Origin of the sequence: Streptomyces sp. NPDC047315 (assembly GCF_040643215.1) — a bacterium.
Classification (GTDB): Bacteria; Actinomycetota; Actinomycetes; order Streptomycetales; family Streptomycetaceae; genus Streptomyces.
This window is the reverse complement of sequence record NZ_JBEYTZ010000002.1, coordinates 1-15876: the sequence shown is the minus strand read 5'-3', so window position 1 is coordinate 15876 and position 15876 is coordinate 1. Positions and strand designations below refer to the sequence as shown.

11 protein-coding genes are annotated in these 15876 nt (G+C 72.5%); 5 read left to right on the top strand and 6 right to left on the bottom strand.

Annotated features, from left to right (window positions below):
* Positions 1 to 15: 15 nt before the first annotated feature.
* Positions 16 to 900, top strand: a complete 885-nt coding sequence (sucD, locus tag ABZ842_RS01935) for a succinate--CoA ligase subunit alpha (protein ID WP_361530046.1) — start codon at positions 16 to 18, stop codon at positions 898 to 900.
* A gap of 117 nt (positions 901 to 1017) precedes the next feature.
* Here sucD and ABZ842_RS01930 read toward each other — a convergent pair whose 3' ends face one another.
* Positions 1018 to 2235, bottom strand: coding sequence for a sigma factor-like helix-turn-helix DNA-binding protein (locus ABZ842_RS01930; RefSeq protein WP_361530043.1), 1218 nt, complete (start codon positions 2233 to 2235; stop codon positions 1018 to 1020).
* Between the two features lie 167 nt (positions 2236 to 2402).
* Between ABZ842_RS01930 and ABZ842_RS01925 the strand changes: the two genes are divergently transcribed.
* Positions 2403 to 4142, top strand: coding sequence for a DUF6350 family protein (locus ABZ842_RS01925; protein ID WP_361530040.1), 1740 nt, complete (start codon positions 2403 to 2405; stop codon positions 4140 to 4142).
* A 103-nt stretch (positions 4143 to 4245) separates the two neighbouring features.
* Complete coding sequence (locus ABZ842_RS01920; RefSeq protein WP_361530037.1) at positions 4246 to 6438, top strand: VCBS repeat-containing protein; 2193 nt, start codon at positions 4246 to 4248, stop codon at positions 6436 to 6438.
* 134 nt (positions 6439 to 6572) lie between these two features.
* Here ABZ842_RS01920 and ABZ842_RS01915 read toward each other — a convergent pair whose 3' ends face one another.
* Positions 6573 to 7319: a hypothetical protein gene (locus tag ABZ842_RS01915; protein WP_361530034.1), complete on the bottom strand. Its 747-nt coding sequence runs from the start codon at positions 7317 to 7319 to the stop codon at positions 6573 to 6575.
* Positions 7320 to 7575: 256 nt separating this feature from the next.
* On the opposite strand from ABZ842_RS01915, the gene purN reads away from it, so the two are divergent.
* Together purN and purH are read left to right on the top strand one after the other, a co-directional pair.
* Positions 7576 to 8229: a phosphoribosylglycinamide formyltransferase gene (gene purN / locus ABZ842_RS01910; protein ID WP_361530031.1), complete on the top strand. Its 654-nt coding sequence runs from the start codon at positions 7576 to 7578 to the stop codon at positions 8227 to 8229.
* Positions 8226 to 9803, top strand: a complete 1578-nt coding sequence (gene purH / locus ABZ842_RS01905) for a bifunctional phosphoribosylaminoimidazolecarboxamide formyltransferase/IMP cyclohydrolase (protein ID WP_361530028.1) — start codon at positions 8226 to 8228, stop codon at positions 9801 to 9803. The genes purN and purH overlap by 4 nt, the downstream gene beginning before the upstream one ends.
* 118 nt (positions 9804 to 9921) lie before the next feature.
* Here the strand turns inward: purH and ABZ842_RS01900 are convergent, their stop codons facing one another.
* From ABZ842_RS01900 to ABZ842_RS01885, 4 genes are all read right to left on the bottom strand, one after another.
* Entirely contained in the window at positions 9922 to 10599 is a 678-nt protein-coding gene (locus tag ABZ842_RS01900; protein WP_361530025.1) for an RDD family protein, read from the bottom strand.
* A gap of 183 nt (positions 10600 to 10782) precedes the next feature.
* Positions 10783 to 11409, bottom strand: coding sequence for a DUF4291 domain-containing protein (locus tag ABZ842_RS01895; RefSeq protein WP_361530022.1), 627 nt, complete (start codon positions 11407 to 11409; stop codon positions 10783 to 10785).
* The gene (locus tag ABZ842_RS01890; RefSeq protein ID WP_361530019.1) at positions 11406 to 11972 is read right to left on the bottom strand and encodes a hypothetical protein; all 567 of its coding nucleotides are present in this window, start codon (positions 11970 to 11972) and stop codon (positions 11406 to 11408) included. The genes ABZ842_RS01895 and ABZ842_RS01890 overlap by 4 nt, the downstream gene beginning before the upstream one ends.
* Positions 11973 to 11977: 5 nt before the next feature.
* A partial coding sequence (locus ABZ842_RS01885; RefSeq protein WP_361530016.1) for a DUF6531 domain-containing protein occupies positions 11978 to 15876 on the bottom strand: 3899 nt, incomplete at its 5' end.

Below are 15876 nucleotides of genomic sequence, written 5' to 3'. Positions count from 1 at the left end.
AGGAACACCACCACCATGGCTATCTTCCTGACCAAGGACAGCAAGGTCATCGTTCAGGGCATGACCGGTGCCACGGGTATGAAGCACACCCGGCTGATGCTGGGTGACGGCACCAACATCGTCGGTGGCGTCAACCCGCGCAAGGCCGGCACCAGCGTCGACTTCGACGGCACCTCCGTGCCGGTCTTCGGCACGGTCGCCGAGGCGATGAAGGAGACCGGGGCCGACGTCTCCGTCCTCTTCGTGCCGCCGGCCTTCGCGAAGGCCGCCGTGGTCGAGGCCATCGACGCCGAGATCCCGCTGGCCGTCGTGATCACCGAGGGCATCGCGGTGCACGACTCCGCCGCCTTCTGGGCGTACGCGGTCGCCAAGGGCAACAAGACCCGGATCATCGGCCCGAACTGCCCCGGCCTGATCACCCCCGGCCAGTCCAACGCCGGCATCATCCCGGGCGACATCACCAAGCCGGGCCGCATCGGCCTGGTGTCGAAGTCCGGCACGCTGACCTACCAGATGATGTACGAGCTGCGGGACATCGGCTTCTCCTCGGCCGTCGGCATCGGTGGCGACCCGGTCATCGGCACCACCCACATCGACGCCCTCGCGGCCTTCGAGGCCGACCCGGAGACCGAGCTGATCGTGATGATCGGCGAGATCGGCGGCGACGCCGAGGAGCGCGCGGCGGACTTCATCAAGGCGAACGTGACGAAGCCGGTCGTCGGCTACGTCGCGGGCTTCACCGCCCCCGAGGGCAAGACGATGGGCCACGCCGGTGCGATCGTGTCCGGTTCGTCCGGCACCGCGCAGGCGAAGAAGGAGGCCCTGGAGGCCGCCGGCGTCAAGGTCGGCAAGACCCCGACCGAGACGGCGAAGCTCGCCCGCGAGATCCTCTCGGCCTGACGGCCGAAGGCCGCACGGCGCCGGTGGCCCTACGGCTGGTGTCCGACGGCTGACGCACGACGCGTGTGGGCCCGCACTCCATCACGGAGCGCGGGCCCACACGCGTTTCCCCCGCGCTCACTCGATCCGCGGCACCAGCTTGCCCGGGCCGCTGCCCGGCAGCTCGCGCAGCATGTCCCGCAGCGCCGCGTCCTGCGGGCTGAGCTGCGGCGGGGGACCGGCGTGGCCGGGGACGCCGCCGACGCGCTGCGCGGGGGCGATCTCCGGTACGTAGCGGGTGGGCGCGGTCGACAGCGTCATCCCCGTGGCGCCGATGATCAGGACGGTCACGCTCAGCGCGGCCCGGGTCCAGAACCAGGCCCGGCGCTCGCTGGTGGTGCGCACGGTCGCCGCCGGCGCCGGGCGCGGCGGCGGCCCGGCCGCCACGAGCGTGCCCAGCTGTTCGCGCAGCGCCTCCGGGGACGCCGCGAGGTGCGGCAGCCGTTCGGCGAGCGCTTCGCGCGCGTGCAGCAGCCGGTTCGCCGCGGCCGGGGTGCTGGCCTCCGTCTCCGCCGCCGTCTCGGGCAGGTCGAGCCCGAGCCCGTCGTACAGCAGGACGGTGCGGCGGTACGGCGGCGGCAGCTCCAGCAGGGCGTCCAACAGCTCCCGCCCGGCCTTGTCCAGCGGCGGGCTCTCGGGGTGCCGGTGCGCGGGCCGCAGCCGGTGCCACGGCGACAGCGCCAGCTCGTAGGCGACGGCCCGCACCCAGCTGACCGGGTCGCGGTCCTGGGCGACCTTCGGCCAGTTCTGCCAGGCGGTGTGGAAGGCACGCTCGACGGCTTCGTGCGAGAGCTGCTGTCGGCCCGTGAGCAGATAGACCTGTCGTACGAGGTCGGGGGCGGCGTGCGCGTACAGGGCGTCGAACGCTGCGGCGGGGCTGAGGCCGGCGGTCGCCTGGGGCGGGCTCGCGGGCGGGCTTGTGGGGACGGGCGTGACCGACCCGGGGGCGACGGCCCGTTCCGCAGCGGCAGCGGACTCGACTGCCGCAGGTGACGTAGCCGCCGTGGTCGCTTCGACCGGTGCCGTCCGTTCCGCCGCCGCGGCCGGTTCGCTCGACGTGTCGGGCTCACCCGCTTCGTTCGACGGGAGGGGGCGTGCGAGCACCTTCGCGTACGCCTCCCGTCGGCGTCCGCGCGGGTCGCTGCGGCCGGTCTCCCACGCCCGGACCGTCGCCTTCGTGACGCCCACGGCGTCGGCCACCTGCGCCTCGCTCAGCGACAGCGCCTCGCGCAGCCTGCGCCGTTCCTTCGGGGTGGGCAGGGGCGACTCCGCCGACGGGGCCGTGCTCTGGGTCATGGCGCGCCCCCGTGGCCGGGGCGCGGACCCGTCGAGCACGGGCCTCCCGGGCGTGGACTCACCCATGCGGTGCACTTATCAGAAAAGTACATAAACGTATATTGAGCGACACAACGGCTATTCGCCCGTTACGCCGCGAAAGCGCGTGTCGTTGGGAGCATGGCCGCGTGACCCAGACGACGGAACACGGCCCGGCCTCCACCGACTTCCCGCAGACCGTCCTCGTACAGGGCGGGCGCAGAGCCGCGCTGGTGAGGTGCCTCCTGCGCGGCGCCACCGCCGCGGGGCTCGGGCTCGGCGCGCTCACCGTGCTGGTGATGGTGCTGTGGATCAGCTCCCCCTACCCGGACAGCGGACCGGACGGCGCCCTGCACGTGGCCGCCTCGCTGTGGCTGCTGGCGCACGGCACGGAGCTGGTGCGCGTCGAGACGCTGTACGGGACCCCCGCCCCCATCGGGGTCGTACCGCTGCTGCTCGCCGTGCTGCCCGCCTGGCTGGCCCATCGCGCCGTGCGCGACGCCCTGACGCCCGACGACGCCGAGCTGCGACCGCGGCCGTCGACCCGGACGGCGGTGTGGGGCGTCGCCACCGGCTATCTGCTCGTCGGCGCGTGCGTGACCGTCTACGCGCGCGAAGGCTCGATCGTCCCCGATGCGCTGAGCGCGCTGCTCCATCTGCCGCTGCTCGCGTTCGCCGCGGCGACGACCGGCGCGTGGTCGGCGAACGGCCGCCTGTTCGCGCCGCCGGCCGGAGCCCCGCCGGCCGGAGCCCCGTCGGCCGGGGCGGCGGCGTCGAAGTGGCCTTCGTGGGACGACGTACGGGTCTGGCTGAGCGGCGCCCGCGCCGCGGTGGCCGCCCGCGCGGCGGCTGCCGGTGCGCTCGTGCTGCTGGGCGGCGGGGCGGTGCTGGTGGCGTCGTCGCTGGTCTGGCACGCGGACGCCGCGCAGGACTCCTTCCTGCACCTGGCCGACGAGTGGTCCGGCCGGGTCGCCGTCCTCTTCCTCGGGATCGTGCTCGTCCCCAACGCGGCGGTGTGGGCCGCGGCGTACGGACTCGGCCCGGGCTTCGCGCTCGGCACGGGCGCGACGGCGACGCCGCTCGCGCTGTACGGGGACCCCGTGCTGCCGCACTTCCCGCTGGTCGCGATCGTCCCGGCGCAGGGCCCAGGCACCCCCCTGAACTGGTCCAGCGCGGTGGTGCCGGTGGTCGCGGGGCTGGCCGTCGGCTGGTTCGGCGCGGGCGAGCGGGGCGCGCCGCTCCGCCGCACGGCGGCGAACGCGCTGCTGGGCGCGGTGGGCTGCGGCGCCCTCACCGCGACCCTGACCGCGTTCGCAGCCGGCCCGCTGGGCACCCACCGACTGGCCGACTTCGGCCCCGCGTGGTGGCTGACGGGCGCGGCGGCGGTGGTGTGGACGGGGGCGCTGGGAGTGCCGGTGGCGCTGGGGGTACGGGCCTGGCGGGGCCGCGACAGCGCCCCCGCGGAGGCGCAGCCTCTGAAGGCGCCCGCGAAGACGCCGCCGACGGTGTCCCCGAAAACGACCTTGAAAACGTCCCCGAAGGCACCGCCGGTCACGGGGCAGCCGAAGCCCCTGAGTCGGGGCCTGGGAAGGCTGAAGACCCTCAAGCGCGCCGGGCCCAAGCCGAAGACGACGGCGCCCGCTGCGGAGAAGCCGAAGCCGTCGGCGAGCCCGCTGGACGCACTGGAGGGCCGGGACCCGCTGGAGGTCCTGGACGCGCAGGACGGACCGTACGACTTCCTCCCCCTGGACGCCTGGGCGGACCGCCCGCCCCCGTCCCCCCTCCCCCCGACGGACCCGTCCCGCCCCTGGGCGGCCCCGCCGAGCCCCTGGCCGAGCGACCCGGACGGCGGCAAGGGAGGACAAGGCAAGGGAGGGCAAGGGGCCTGATGGGACACGTGATCGTGACACATCACGTGATAACGGAGAGCTGTTCCCCGGTGGTCATGTGCTCAGTAATCTCGCGTGTACATGGCGAGAAGGGGAGGGGCGCATGGCGCGCAGGAACAGGGTCGTCACGGCCGCGTTAACACCGGTGCTCGTCGCGGCGGGCGCCGGATGGACCGCGGCCACCGCCACCGGCACGGCCGCGGCGGCCACCGTCACGGCCGCACCCGCCGCGGGAGTGGCGAAACCGCAGGCGGCGCCGGGGCCGTGGAGCACGCCCACGCCGCTGACCAGTGCCGACGAGGCCAACTGGGCCGGATCGGTCGCGATTGCGTCCGACGGCTCCGCCGTGACCATGTGGTCTCGCGAAACCGGCACTCGCTCCTGGGAAGTCTGGACGGCCACCCGTCCACCGAAGAGCACCGTCTGGGGCCCGGCTCGCAGACTGGCCGCCGACTCGCCGGGAGGCGGCTTCCTCCACACCGCGGACGACGGCTCAGTGACCGCGGTCTGGCAACAGGCGTCGGGGGCGGGCTTCGCCTACAGCATGTCCAGCTTCATTCCCGGTTCGGGGACCTGGACACCCGTGACACAGATCGCGCAGGTCACCGAGGGGCGTGATCTGACGCTGGCCGGCAACCCGAGCGGCAGGCTCGTCGCCCTGTGGACCGACGAGGTCATGAGCCATCCGAACGGGTGGCCGACTTTCAAGCTCTACGTGTCCGAGCGCAGCAACTCCGACGGCTCGTGGTCGACTCCCCTCAACCTGACCGACGACCCTGCCCAGGCTCCGACGGCGTTCGTCGAGCCGGACGGCACGACCACCCTCGCCTGGTCCACCTCCGACTACTTCAAGCCCGAGGGGCACGGCGTTCACGTCCTCACCAGGGCCGCCGGGGCGGCTGACTGGGGCGCACCGGTCACCATCAGCGGATCGGCGAGCTCCCAGCCGACCAACCACGCGGTCATGACGAGGAGCGCGAGCGGGGCGGCGGTGCTGGGCTGGAACACCTCGGAGCGCAGCAAATTCGCCTACCGACCGGCCGGCAGCACCCAGTGGGGCCCGGCCGAGGACGTCCCCCAGAACACCGAGCGGGTCAGCAAGCCGCTGATCGGCCCAGACGGCGACGTCACCTTCGTCTGGGGCAGCTTCGAATGGGATGAGGCAGCACCGCCCCGCGGGGCGACGGAGACCTCCACCCGTGCGCCGGACGGGACTTGGAGCCCGGTCCGGACGCTCTCCACCAACCTGACCTCCAACTTCTGGGACGCCAGCATCGGTGCCGACGGCACGATCCACACGTACTGGACCGAGCGGACGGCCGATCGCAACGTCTCCGACGTGTTCACGGCTTCCAGGAACGCGGGGGTGTGGTCCCGGCCCACGGGCCTCGGCCGGAACGGCACCTACGAATCCGGCAGCAGCGCCACCGGCCGCGACGGCGAAGCCACCGTGGTGTGGACCCACCGCCCCACCAGTGCCTGGCTCTTCCAGGTGTTCGCCGCCGGAACGGGGCTGACCACCCCCAAGCCCGGGCACCGGGACTACGTGGGCGGCGACGGCTTCCCCGACCTGTTCGCGCGCGCTTCGACCGGTGCCGTGAGCATCTACAAGGGGAACGCGTCCCAGACCGTCAACGAAAGGGTCAGCGCGGGCACCTGGCCCGCCGACAGCACCCTCGTCCCCTTCGGTGACCTGAACGGGGACGGCAGCAACGACGTCCTCGTACGGGACGGCTCGGGCGCCCTGTACCGCTACGGCGCACCGCGCGGCACCGCGGTCACGCCGCAGTCACCGGCCACCAAGATCGGCAGCGGGTGGAGCGGCTTCGACGCCCTGCTGCACTCCGGAGACCTGACCGGAGACGGCGTCCCGGACCTCGTGGCACGGGACGCCGCCAGCGGCGACCTGTACCTCTACGGCGGCACGAAGACCGGCGGCGTCACCGCGGCGGGCAGGATCGGTACGAACTGGAAGTCGCTGACCGTCGTCGGCCCCGGAGACCTCAACGGCGACGGGCACGCGGACCTGCTGGCCCGTACCGTCACCGGCGACCTCTACCGGTACTTCGGCACGGGGCAGGCCACGATCCAGCGCGGCGTGGTGATGGGCACGGGCTGGAGCGGCTTCCGAGACATCGTCGGGGTGGGCGACCTGACGGGCGACGGGAAGAACGACATCGTCGCCCGTACGACGACGACCGGCGAGCTGTACCGGTACGGCGGCGACGGCGCGGGCGGGGTCACACGCGGCGTGAAGATCGGCACCGGCTGGCAGGACTTCGCCTCGCTGCACTGACCCTTTGCCCCCGTCCCTCCAAGACGCGCCGGGCGACCCTTCAAAGCGTCGGGCCCGGGGAGTGCTGGTCGCCCCAGCACTCCCCGGGCCCGGTGGACGCGGGGCGCCGCAGTGGCACCCCCAGGGCGTGGGCGTCAGTCCTTCACGCCGTAGAGCTCGCGCAGCGGCTCCGGGAGCTTGCTGTTGCACGACACCTGGCCCGCCTTCGTCAGGGCGTCCCGTTCGCAGGTGTAGAAGTCCTGGTAGACGAGCTGGACCGCGTACGTGGACGCGACGACCAGGAGGGCCAGGGACGCCATCACCAGGCCGGTGATCGCGGAGGTGCGCTGGGTGCGGCTGGCCGTCTGGGGCGAGGGGGCCGGGGACGCCGGCGGCGTCGCGGACGTGGGGTCCGGGCGCTTGGGCTTGGCGCGCAGGGAGCTGATCGCCCAGTACATCGCCAGGGCGCCCAGCAGGAGGGCGATCTCCATGAAGTCGAAGAGGACGAAGAAGAACGCCCACATGCCCGCCAGCAGCGCGTACCGCGCGCGGCGCTGGGCCGGGTCCGTGGGGTCCCAGCGCGGGCCGGCGCCCTGGGAGGAGCCGTTCTCGGAGGATCCTCCGGGGCGACCGCCGAAGCCGCCGCCCGACGAGCGGCCCGGCTGGCGGCTGCTCCACTGGCTGCCCCAGCCCGACCGGCCACCTGACGAGGTCGAGGACTCCGGGGCGTCGGCGGAGCCCGAGGAGTCCGACCCGTCGGAGGGGCCGGAGTCGTCCGGGCGGCGCGGCTGCCAGGGCTGGTCGGGCCGGCCCTCCGGCGGCGGCGCGAAGGGGTTGTTGTCGTCGGTGGACTGGCGCTCCCGCGGCAACAGGAGGTCCGTACGGCGGCGTCGGTCCCGCATCTGGTGAACGTCTTCCCCTCAGACCCGGTGCACCTGGGGTCTTGTGTCGTCGTCTCGTGCCCGTCCGGGGACGGGTGGTTGTCCCCTGACGCTACCTCCCGGCCGCGCCCCCGTCCCCCGGGGGCCTTCCTTGGTGCCGGTATCGTTGCTGACGGTCGGCCCTTTCGTAGAGTTCCCCGTATCGAGGGGCGCGATTCGTTCGTACGACCACACAAAACCGTGCGCACCCGCACGCCGTACCCGAAAGAGATCCGCCGTGGCCCCCGCTCCCGCCCGACCCGACGACGCGCCGGCCCGCCGTCCGGCCAGGATCGTCGTCCTCGTCTCCGGATCCGGTACGAACCTCCAAGCCCTCCTCGACGCGATCGAGGCCGACCCGGACGGCTTCGGCGCACGCGTCGTCGCCGTCGGGGCGGATCGTTACGGCGCGGGCGGCCTGGAGCGCGCCGAGCGCGCCGGGCTGCCGACGTTCGTCTGCCGGGTGAAGGACCACCCCACCCGCGAGGCGTGGGACCGCGCGCTGGCCGAGGCCACCGCGGCGTACGAGCCCGACCTCGTCGTGTCCGCCGGGTTCATGAAGATCGTGGGCAAGGAGTTCCTCGCCCGTTTCGGCGGGCGCTGCGTCAACACGCACCCCGCCCTGCTGCCCAGTTTCCCCGGCGCCCACGGAGTGCGGGACGCACTCGCGTACGGCGCCCGGGTCACCGGCTGCACCGTCCACTTCGTCGACGACGGCGTCGACACCGGGCCGATCATCGCGCAGGGCGTGGTGGAGGTCCGGGAGCAGGACGACGAAGCCGCTCTGCACGAGCGGATCAAGGAAGTCGAGCGAGTGCTGCTCGTCGAGGTCGTCGGGCGGTTGGCCCGTGACGGCTACCGCATCGAGGGACGAAAGGTTGTTTTCCCGTGAGTGTTGAGGCTGCCGCGAGCGGCAGGCGCCCCGTCAGGCGGGCGCTGGTCAGCGTGTACGACAAGACGGGCCTCGAAGACCTCGCCCGCGGTCTGCACGGGGCGGGCGTGCAGCTCGTCTCCACCGGGTCCACCGCCGCGAAGATCGCCGCCGCCGGCGTGCCCGTGGTCAAGGTCGAGGACCTGACCGGCTTCCCCGAGTGCCTGGACGGCCGGGTCAAGACGCTGCACCCGCGCGTCCACGCCGGCATCCTCGCCGACCTGCGGCTCGACGCGCACCGCGAGCAGCTCGCCGAGCTGGGTGTGGAGCCGTTCGACCTGGTCGTCGTGAACCTCTACCCGTTCCGCGAGACCGTCGCATCGGGCGCCAGCCCGGACGAGTGCGTCGAGCAGATCGACATCGGCGGCCCCTCCATGGTCCGCGCCGCCGCGAAGAACCACCCCTCGGTCGCGGTCGTCACCAGCCCCGAGCGGTACGCCGACGTGCTCGCGGCCGTCGAGGACGGCGGCTTCGACCTGGCCGCGCGCCGCCGGCTCGCCGCCGCGGCCTTCGCGCACACGGCCGCGTACGACGTCGACGTGGCGTCCTGGTTCGCGGCCCGGGCCACCGCTGAGGACGGAGCGGACGCGCACTTCCCGGACTTCCTGGGCACGACGTACGAGCGCGCCGGCGTGCTGCGCTACGGCGAGAACCCGCACCAGGGCGCCGCGCTGTACGTCAACGGCAAGGGCGGGCTGCCGGCGGCCGAGCAGTTGCACGGCAAGGAGATGTCGTACAACAACTACACCGACACCGAGGCCGCCTGGCGCGCCGCGCACGACCACGCCGAGCCGTGCGTGGCGATCATCAAGCACGCCAACCCGTGCGGCATCGCGATCGGCGCGGACGTCGCCGAGGCGCACCGCAAGGCGCACGCCTGCGACCCGCTGTCCGCGTTCGGCGGCGTCATCGCGGTGAACCGCCCCGTCTCGGTCGCCATGGCCGAGCAGGTCGCGGAGATCTTCACCGAGGTCATCGTGGCTCCGGCGTACGAGGACGGCGCGGTCGAGGTGCTGGCGAAGAAGAAGAACATCCGGGTGCTGCGCTGCCCCGACGCGCCCGCCGCGCCCGTCGAGGTGAAGCTCATCGAGGGCGGTGCGCTGCTCCAGGTCGCCGACCGGCTCCAGGCCGACGGCGACGACCCGGCGAACTGGACCCTGGCGACCGGCGAGCCGCTGTCGGAGGCGGAGTTGGCGGAGCTGGCGTTCGCCTGGCGCGCCTGCCGCGCGGTGAAGTCGAACGCCATCCTGCTCGCCAAGGACGGCGCGTCCGTCGGCGTCGGCATGGGGCAGGTCAACCGGGTCGACTCGGCGAAGCTCGCGGTCGAGCGGGCGGGCGAGGAGCGGGCGCAGGGCTCGTACGCCGCGTCCGACGCGTTCTTCCCCTTCCCGGACGGGGCGCAGATCCTGATCGACGCCGGCGTGCGGGCGATCGTCCAGCCGGGCGGTTCGGTCCGGGACGAACTGGTCGTCGAGGCGGCGCGGAAGGCGGGCGCGACGATGTACTTCACGGGTACGCGCCACTTCTTCCACTGATCGACCGCCGTACGCGAGCCGCTGTACGCGAGCCGCTGTACGCGAAGGCCGCGCCACCTCGGAAACGGGTGGCGCGGCCTTCGCGCGTCGCGCGGTCGGTCCTTCGGCGTCAGACCGGTCAGTTGGACTTGACGACGACCGTCGAGCAGATCTTGTCGGCGAAGGTCTGCTTCTTGTCGTCCCACAGCGGCCAGAAGTAGCCCAGGTAGCAGGGCAGTCCGTCGACGATGTGGGCGAGCCGGCGCACGAACGCCTTGCCGAAGCCGACGACCTGGCCGTCCTGCTCCCGCAGCAGCTTGATGCCGAGTACCTGCTTGCCCGGGGACTGGCCGGTGGTGCCCTCGCGGTGGGCGATCCACAGGGTGGTGGCGATCATCCACACCGCGGTCAGGAGGACGATGAGCGTCGACACGCGCGAGGCGGCGGCGATCACCGACACCACGATGTACGGCGTCGCCGAGATCAGGCTGTCTATCAGGAAGGAGCCGACGCGCAGACCCCAGTGGGCCAGCTCCGGCATCCCGCTGCCGTAGCCGGGCTGCTGATAGGCGTCGTACGGCTGGACGGGCGGGGCCTGCGGGTAGCCGTACTGGCTCTGCTGGGGCTGGGGCGGCCCCTGTTGCGGATAGCCGTACCCCTGCTGGTCCTGGGGCTGCCCGTAGCCTCCGGGCTGCTGGCCGTACCCGCCCGGCTGCTGGGGCTGGCCGTAACCACCGGGCTGCTGGGGCTGGCCGTATCCGCCCGGTTGCTGCCCCTGGGGCTGGCCGTAGGGGTTGTTCGGGTCGCCGAAGCTCATGGCGAGGTTCCTCCGTGGAGAGTGCGGGGACTCCGCGGTCCAGCGGGAGGACGGGAGAACAGGCTTCGCGGTGTTCCCCCCGATGATTCGCCGCGGTGCTTCCTGTTCCCCCACATCGTGCTGTCGCCCCGGACGCTTTGTCCAGCCGGCACCTCAGGTGTTGTGCAAGTGCAACCTGCGGTTTCAGGACCTTCCGATGCGCTCGACCGCATCGGCGGGGAGCGGATACGGGCGCTCCGCGGGCAACAGCGCCCCGGCGGCGGCCCGGTCGCCGGCGAGCACGGCCGCGTGCACCTCGTGCGCCAGCGGCGTCACGTCCCGTACGGCGGTGATCCAGTCGTCCACGTAGCGCTCGACCGCCTCGCCCGACAGCCCGACCTGGATCGCGCGGTGCGGCAGTGGGTTCAGCCCGAGGTCGCGCTCGGGGTCCCACTGGACGCGGACCGGGCTGGACTTGAGGGCCGTGCGCCACTCGTCCTCGGTGGCGAAGCGGGTGCGGTCGTAGTGGCTCAGGCAGGCGTTCGACAGCGCCCACTCGAAGCCCTCGCGGGTGATGTCGAGGGCGAGGACCCGCTCTTGGTCGGGCTTGGCGGCCCAGCCGCAGCGGTACATCATCCACAGGAAGGACGGCTTGATCCAGGTCATCCGGGCGCGCTTGAACGGGTCGACGAAGGTGCCCGCCTTCAGCGCGGGGTCCGCGATCCGCGCGGAGTACGCCTGGTAGACCGTGATGGTCTCCTCGGTGAAGACCGCTCGCACCTGGTGCGAGGGGATCTCCACGGAGCCGTCGGGGCGTGCGCCGTCGGTCATACGGACGCCTCCTCGGCCCACGCGCCGGGCTCGGCCAGCGCCGGGTCCGCGACGGAGCGCGCCCCGCAGACGTACGCGAGGAAGCGCAGCTCCTCCCAGGCGAAGAACGACTCGCCCCAGGTGTCCACCCACAGCCGCAGCCGGTCCCCGCCGTCCTTCGGGTGCGTCAGGTCCCAGAACGCCCAGCCCCGCGACTCCAGTTCGGGATGGAAGCGCGACAGCCAGTCCTGGATCTCCCAGGGACCGCTGCCGGTCCGCTCGGTGTACCCCGCCAGGCCCTCGGCGGCGAATTCTTCGGTGGGCTCGGTCCCCCCGCCGCCGCGGCACACGCCCACGAACCACGCGGGGAGGGTGTCGACCGGCACCACTTCCTCGTCCAAGTCCTCCCGCACGGCGAGGTCGTACACCGCCGCCAGGACCTCGCGCAGCCGGCGGGCGTACGCCTCGGGCGAGCCCGCCACCGCCACCTCGACGTAGGAGAGCAAGGGCACATCGGGATCGATTTCAGGCCGCTCGGAAACGCGTGACCGCTCCTGCTCGACACCCTCGATTTCGTGCAGCATCCCCACTACTTTCCGTCATCAAAATCCTGAACGATCTTACCAGAGCCCGGAATGATGACCCCTCGCATTTTCTCGATGACTTCATTGGGGAGACCGTAGAGGTCCTTTCCCTTCGTGGGGTCGGAAATCTCCGGGTAGGACTTCTTGATCTCCCGCCATTCCGCCTTGGTGAAGCCCAGGTCCGACGGCTGCTCCTGCGGGACGGCCTCCCGCCGGACGTATTCCAGGAAGCTCTTCGGAACTTCGAAGGCGACGATCTGTTGTGACCCGGCTTCGCCCTCGCGGAATTCGGTGGTGTGCCGGATGTCCCCGCTCATGTTGACGTACAGCGAGTTCTTTCCGCTGATCCTGACGTTGCCGTTCTCGTCGATGTGGACGCGCTGGCTCTGTGGATAGCGCGTCTGCTTCCGGTACACCGTGACCGTGCATTCGTCCGGCGCGAGCCCCAGGTGATCGGATCCGGTGAGCGGATTGTGGACGTACGTCGACGGATTGGGCGCCGGCGAAAGGCCCAGCGGATCGGGGCTCAGATAGCGCGCCGTCTCCGGGTCGTAGGTGCGGAAGACGTTGTAGTGGAGCCCCGTTTCGGGGTCGAAGTACTGGCCCGGGAAGCGCAGCGGCGTGTACGCGGTCGCATCGCGGTTCCACAGGGTCGTGCCCCACACGGTGGAGCGCCTGCGCCAGGAGATCTCGCCCTGTTCGTCGACGAGTTCGGTCGGGGTGCCGACCAGGTCCGTGACGACGGAGAAGAAGCGGCTGGCGATCTCCTCCCGACTGGCCGAAAGGATGCGTTCCCGCTGGGCGACGGGGTGCAGTCCGCGGTGGTCCCACGTCAGCGTGACCGGGTGCTCCGACCCGGCGTGCGCCGCGGTCGTCTGCTCGCAGAGGGTCGAGCCCTCCCAGGTGAAGGTGGTCTCCTCGACGACCTCCCCGCCCGCGGAGAGCCGCTGCTTGGCGGAGCGGCGGCCCAGCGGGTCGTAGCGGTAGCGCCAGCGCGCGCCGTCCGGGGTCACCACCCCCACCAGGCGGTCGTCCGCGTCCCATGCGTAGCGCCAGGTCTCCGGCTTGCGGGAGAGCCGGGTCTTCTGCCGCAGCACGACGCGCCCCTGGGCGTCGTACTCGTAGCGCAGCCCGCCGGCGTCCGTGAGCCGGTTCCCGGTGTACGAGCGGGGGCCGGTGGCCACCTCGGCGTCCGGGTGCGAGGCCGGCCACGACGCCGCGGTCTGGTTGCCCGCGGGGTCGTACGCGTAACTCTCCGACCAGCCGTCCGCCTCCACCGCGGTGACCCGGGCGCCGGCGTCGAGGGTGTAGCTGCGCCGGCCGCTGACCGAGTCGTCCACGTCGGTCAGGTGGCCGTCGGCGCGGTACGCGTAGCCCCGCCGCTGCACCGTGGCGCCGTCCTGACCGACCAGGTGCTGCTCGGTGAGGCGGCCCAGTTCGTCGAAGCCGTGGGTGAGGGTGAGGGACGAGCCGATCGTCCGGGTCAGCTCGCGGCCGGCGGCGTCGTGCCGGAAGGTGAGCGTGCGGCCCGAAGCGGTCAGCCGGGTGAGGGCGTTCTCGGCGTCGTGGGTCCACTCGCTGACGGCGCCGGTGGGCGTGGTGCGGCCGACCGGCCGGCCCCACTCGTCGTAGGCGAAGCTCAGCGTCCGTCCGTCGACCGTCTCGGAGCGCAGCAGGCCGAGGGCGTCGCGGATCCGGTCCAGGGTGCCGTCGGGGCCGGTGGCACGTGCCAGCTCGTCGAAGGCGTCGTACGCGAACTCCGTGACGGCGCCGGCCGCGTCCTTGCGGAGGAGTTGGCCGAGCGCGTTGTAGGCGTAACGGGTCGTCTCGTCGAGCGCGTTGGTGCGGGAGGTCAACTGGCCTGCGGCGTCGTAGCCGTAGCGCAGGGTGCGGCCGTCGAAGTCCGTCTCGGACGTCAGCCGGCCGACCGGGTCGTACTCGTACGTCCAGGTCAGCCCGCGCGGGTCGGTGACCCCGGTGAGCCGCAGCTCGGTGTCGTGGGCGAACTCGTAGCGCGCGCCGTCCGGGCCGGTGCGGGCGGACAGCCGGTCGAAGGCGCCGTACTCGTACGCGGACCGGCCGCCGCCGGGGTCCGTGCGGCCGGTGACGTTGCCCTCGCCGTCGTACGTCCACGTCCGTTCGGAGCCGTCGGGCTCCACGCGGCGCACGAGCCGACCTTCGGTGCTCCAGGTCAGCCGGGTGACCCGGCCGAGCGGGTCGCTGACGGCGACGGGCCGGCCGAAGGCGTCGTACGCGTACCCGGTGACGGCGCCCAGCGGGTCGGTGGACTCGACGACGAGACCGGCGTCGTCGCAGCGGAGCGTCGTCGTCCGGCCGAGGGGGTCGGTCGTGGACGCCAGCCGGCCCCGGCCGTCGTAGCCGAAGCGGGTCGTGAGGCCGGTGGGCCCGGTCACGGAGGTGCGGTTGCCCCGGTCGTCGTACTCCTGGCGGACGGTGCGGCCGTCCGGCTGGTTCACCAGCACGGGCAGGGCGGGGGAGCCCTCGTACTCGACGGTGGTGCGGCGGCCGTCGGGGCGGGTCACCGAGGTGACGGAGCCGTCGGCGTCGTACGTCACGCCGATGGTGCGGCCCAGCGGGTCGGTGCTGCTCAGGAGCCGGTCGTAGCGGTCCCGTTCGAAGACGCTCGTCGCGCCGTTCGCGTCGGTCTCGGCGACGAGTTGGAGCAGCTCGTTGAGGTGGAAGACGGTGGTGGCGCCGGTGGAGTCGGTGTAGCGGGTGACGCGGGTGCCGGTGTCGGGGTCGGGGCCGGTCCCGTACGCGAAGGTGGACGACAGGGTGCCGTCGGGGCCGACGGTCCGCACGACGCGGCCGGCGGGGTCGTAGACGTACTGGAACGTGGAGTCGTTGCGGTCGGTCCAGGACGTGATGCGCGCTTCCGCGTCGTACGCGAAGCGCATCGGCAGACCGGAGGAGTTGGTGACGGCGTCGAGGTTGCCGTCCCGGTCGTAGCCGTAGGTCAGGACGGTGACGGGGCCGTCGGGCGTGCGCAGCGACAGTTCGTGCACGCGTCCGTCGCGGCAGGCGACGCCGACCTGGTAGCCGCCGTCGTGGAGGACCCTGGTGGGGGAGCCGTCGCCGCGGCGCTGGAAGGTGACGCCGTTGCCGTTGCGGTCCTCGATCTCCCGCAGCCAGAAGGCGGCGGACTCGCCGTACGGGCTGCCGGTGAAGGTCCGGACGGTGCCGTCCGCCGGGTCGGTGACCAGGTACGACGTCTCCGCGTCCCGCTGCCCGCCGTGCACCAGGCGCAGCCGCGGGCCCTCCAGCGGCAGGACGCCGTCGGGGTCGCCGGGCGCGGGGAGCCGGGGGTAGAGGAGTACGGAACCGTCGTCGCGCGCCCAGATCGCGCCGCGGCCGGCGGCGTCGAGTTCGATGCGCTCGTCCAGGGTGGAGGCCCAACTGCGGCCGAACCAGCGGCCGTAGCGGTACTCCGACAGATGGGTGCGGCGCAGCGTCAGGGGAAGGACGCCGGGCAGCACCAGATCGGTCTGCGGGAGCGTCATCTCGCCGGTGGCGACGTCGATCGGGTCGTTGCGGCAGGTCTTCTTGTCGAGGGGGACGGAGTGGCGCCGGGGGTCGTTCTTGACGTCGTCGAGCGACGCGGGTTGGGTGCGGACGTCGTCGGGGCGCTTGCGGGCGGGGCCTTCGGATTCGGCGCGTTTGCCGGTGAGGTCGTCGGTGTCGCGTTTGCCGCTGCCGGTGATCTTCTTGATGCGGTCGTCGACGTCCTTGTCGGTGTTCTTGTGGGTCTTGGAGCTCTGGCCGATGGCGTCGGGGAGTTTCTTGCCGACGTGGTCGCCGAGGTGGTTGTGGCCCTTGATCAGCTTTTCGACGACGCCTTCGATGGTGCCGTCGAGGACTGCGGTGAGGGAGTCCTTGCCCTTGG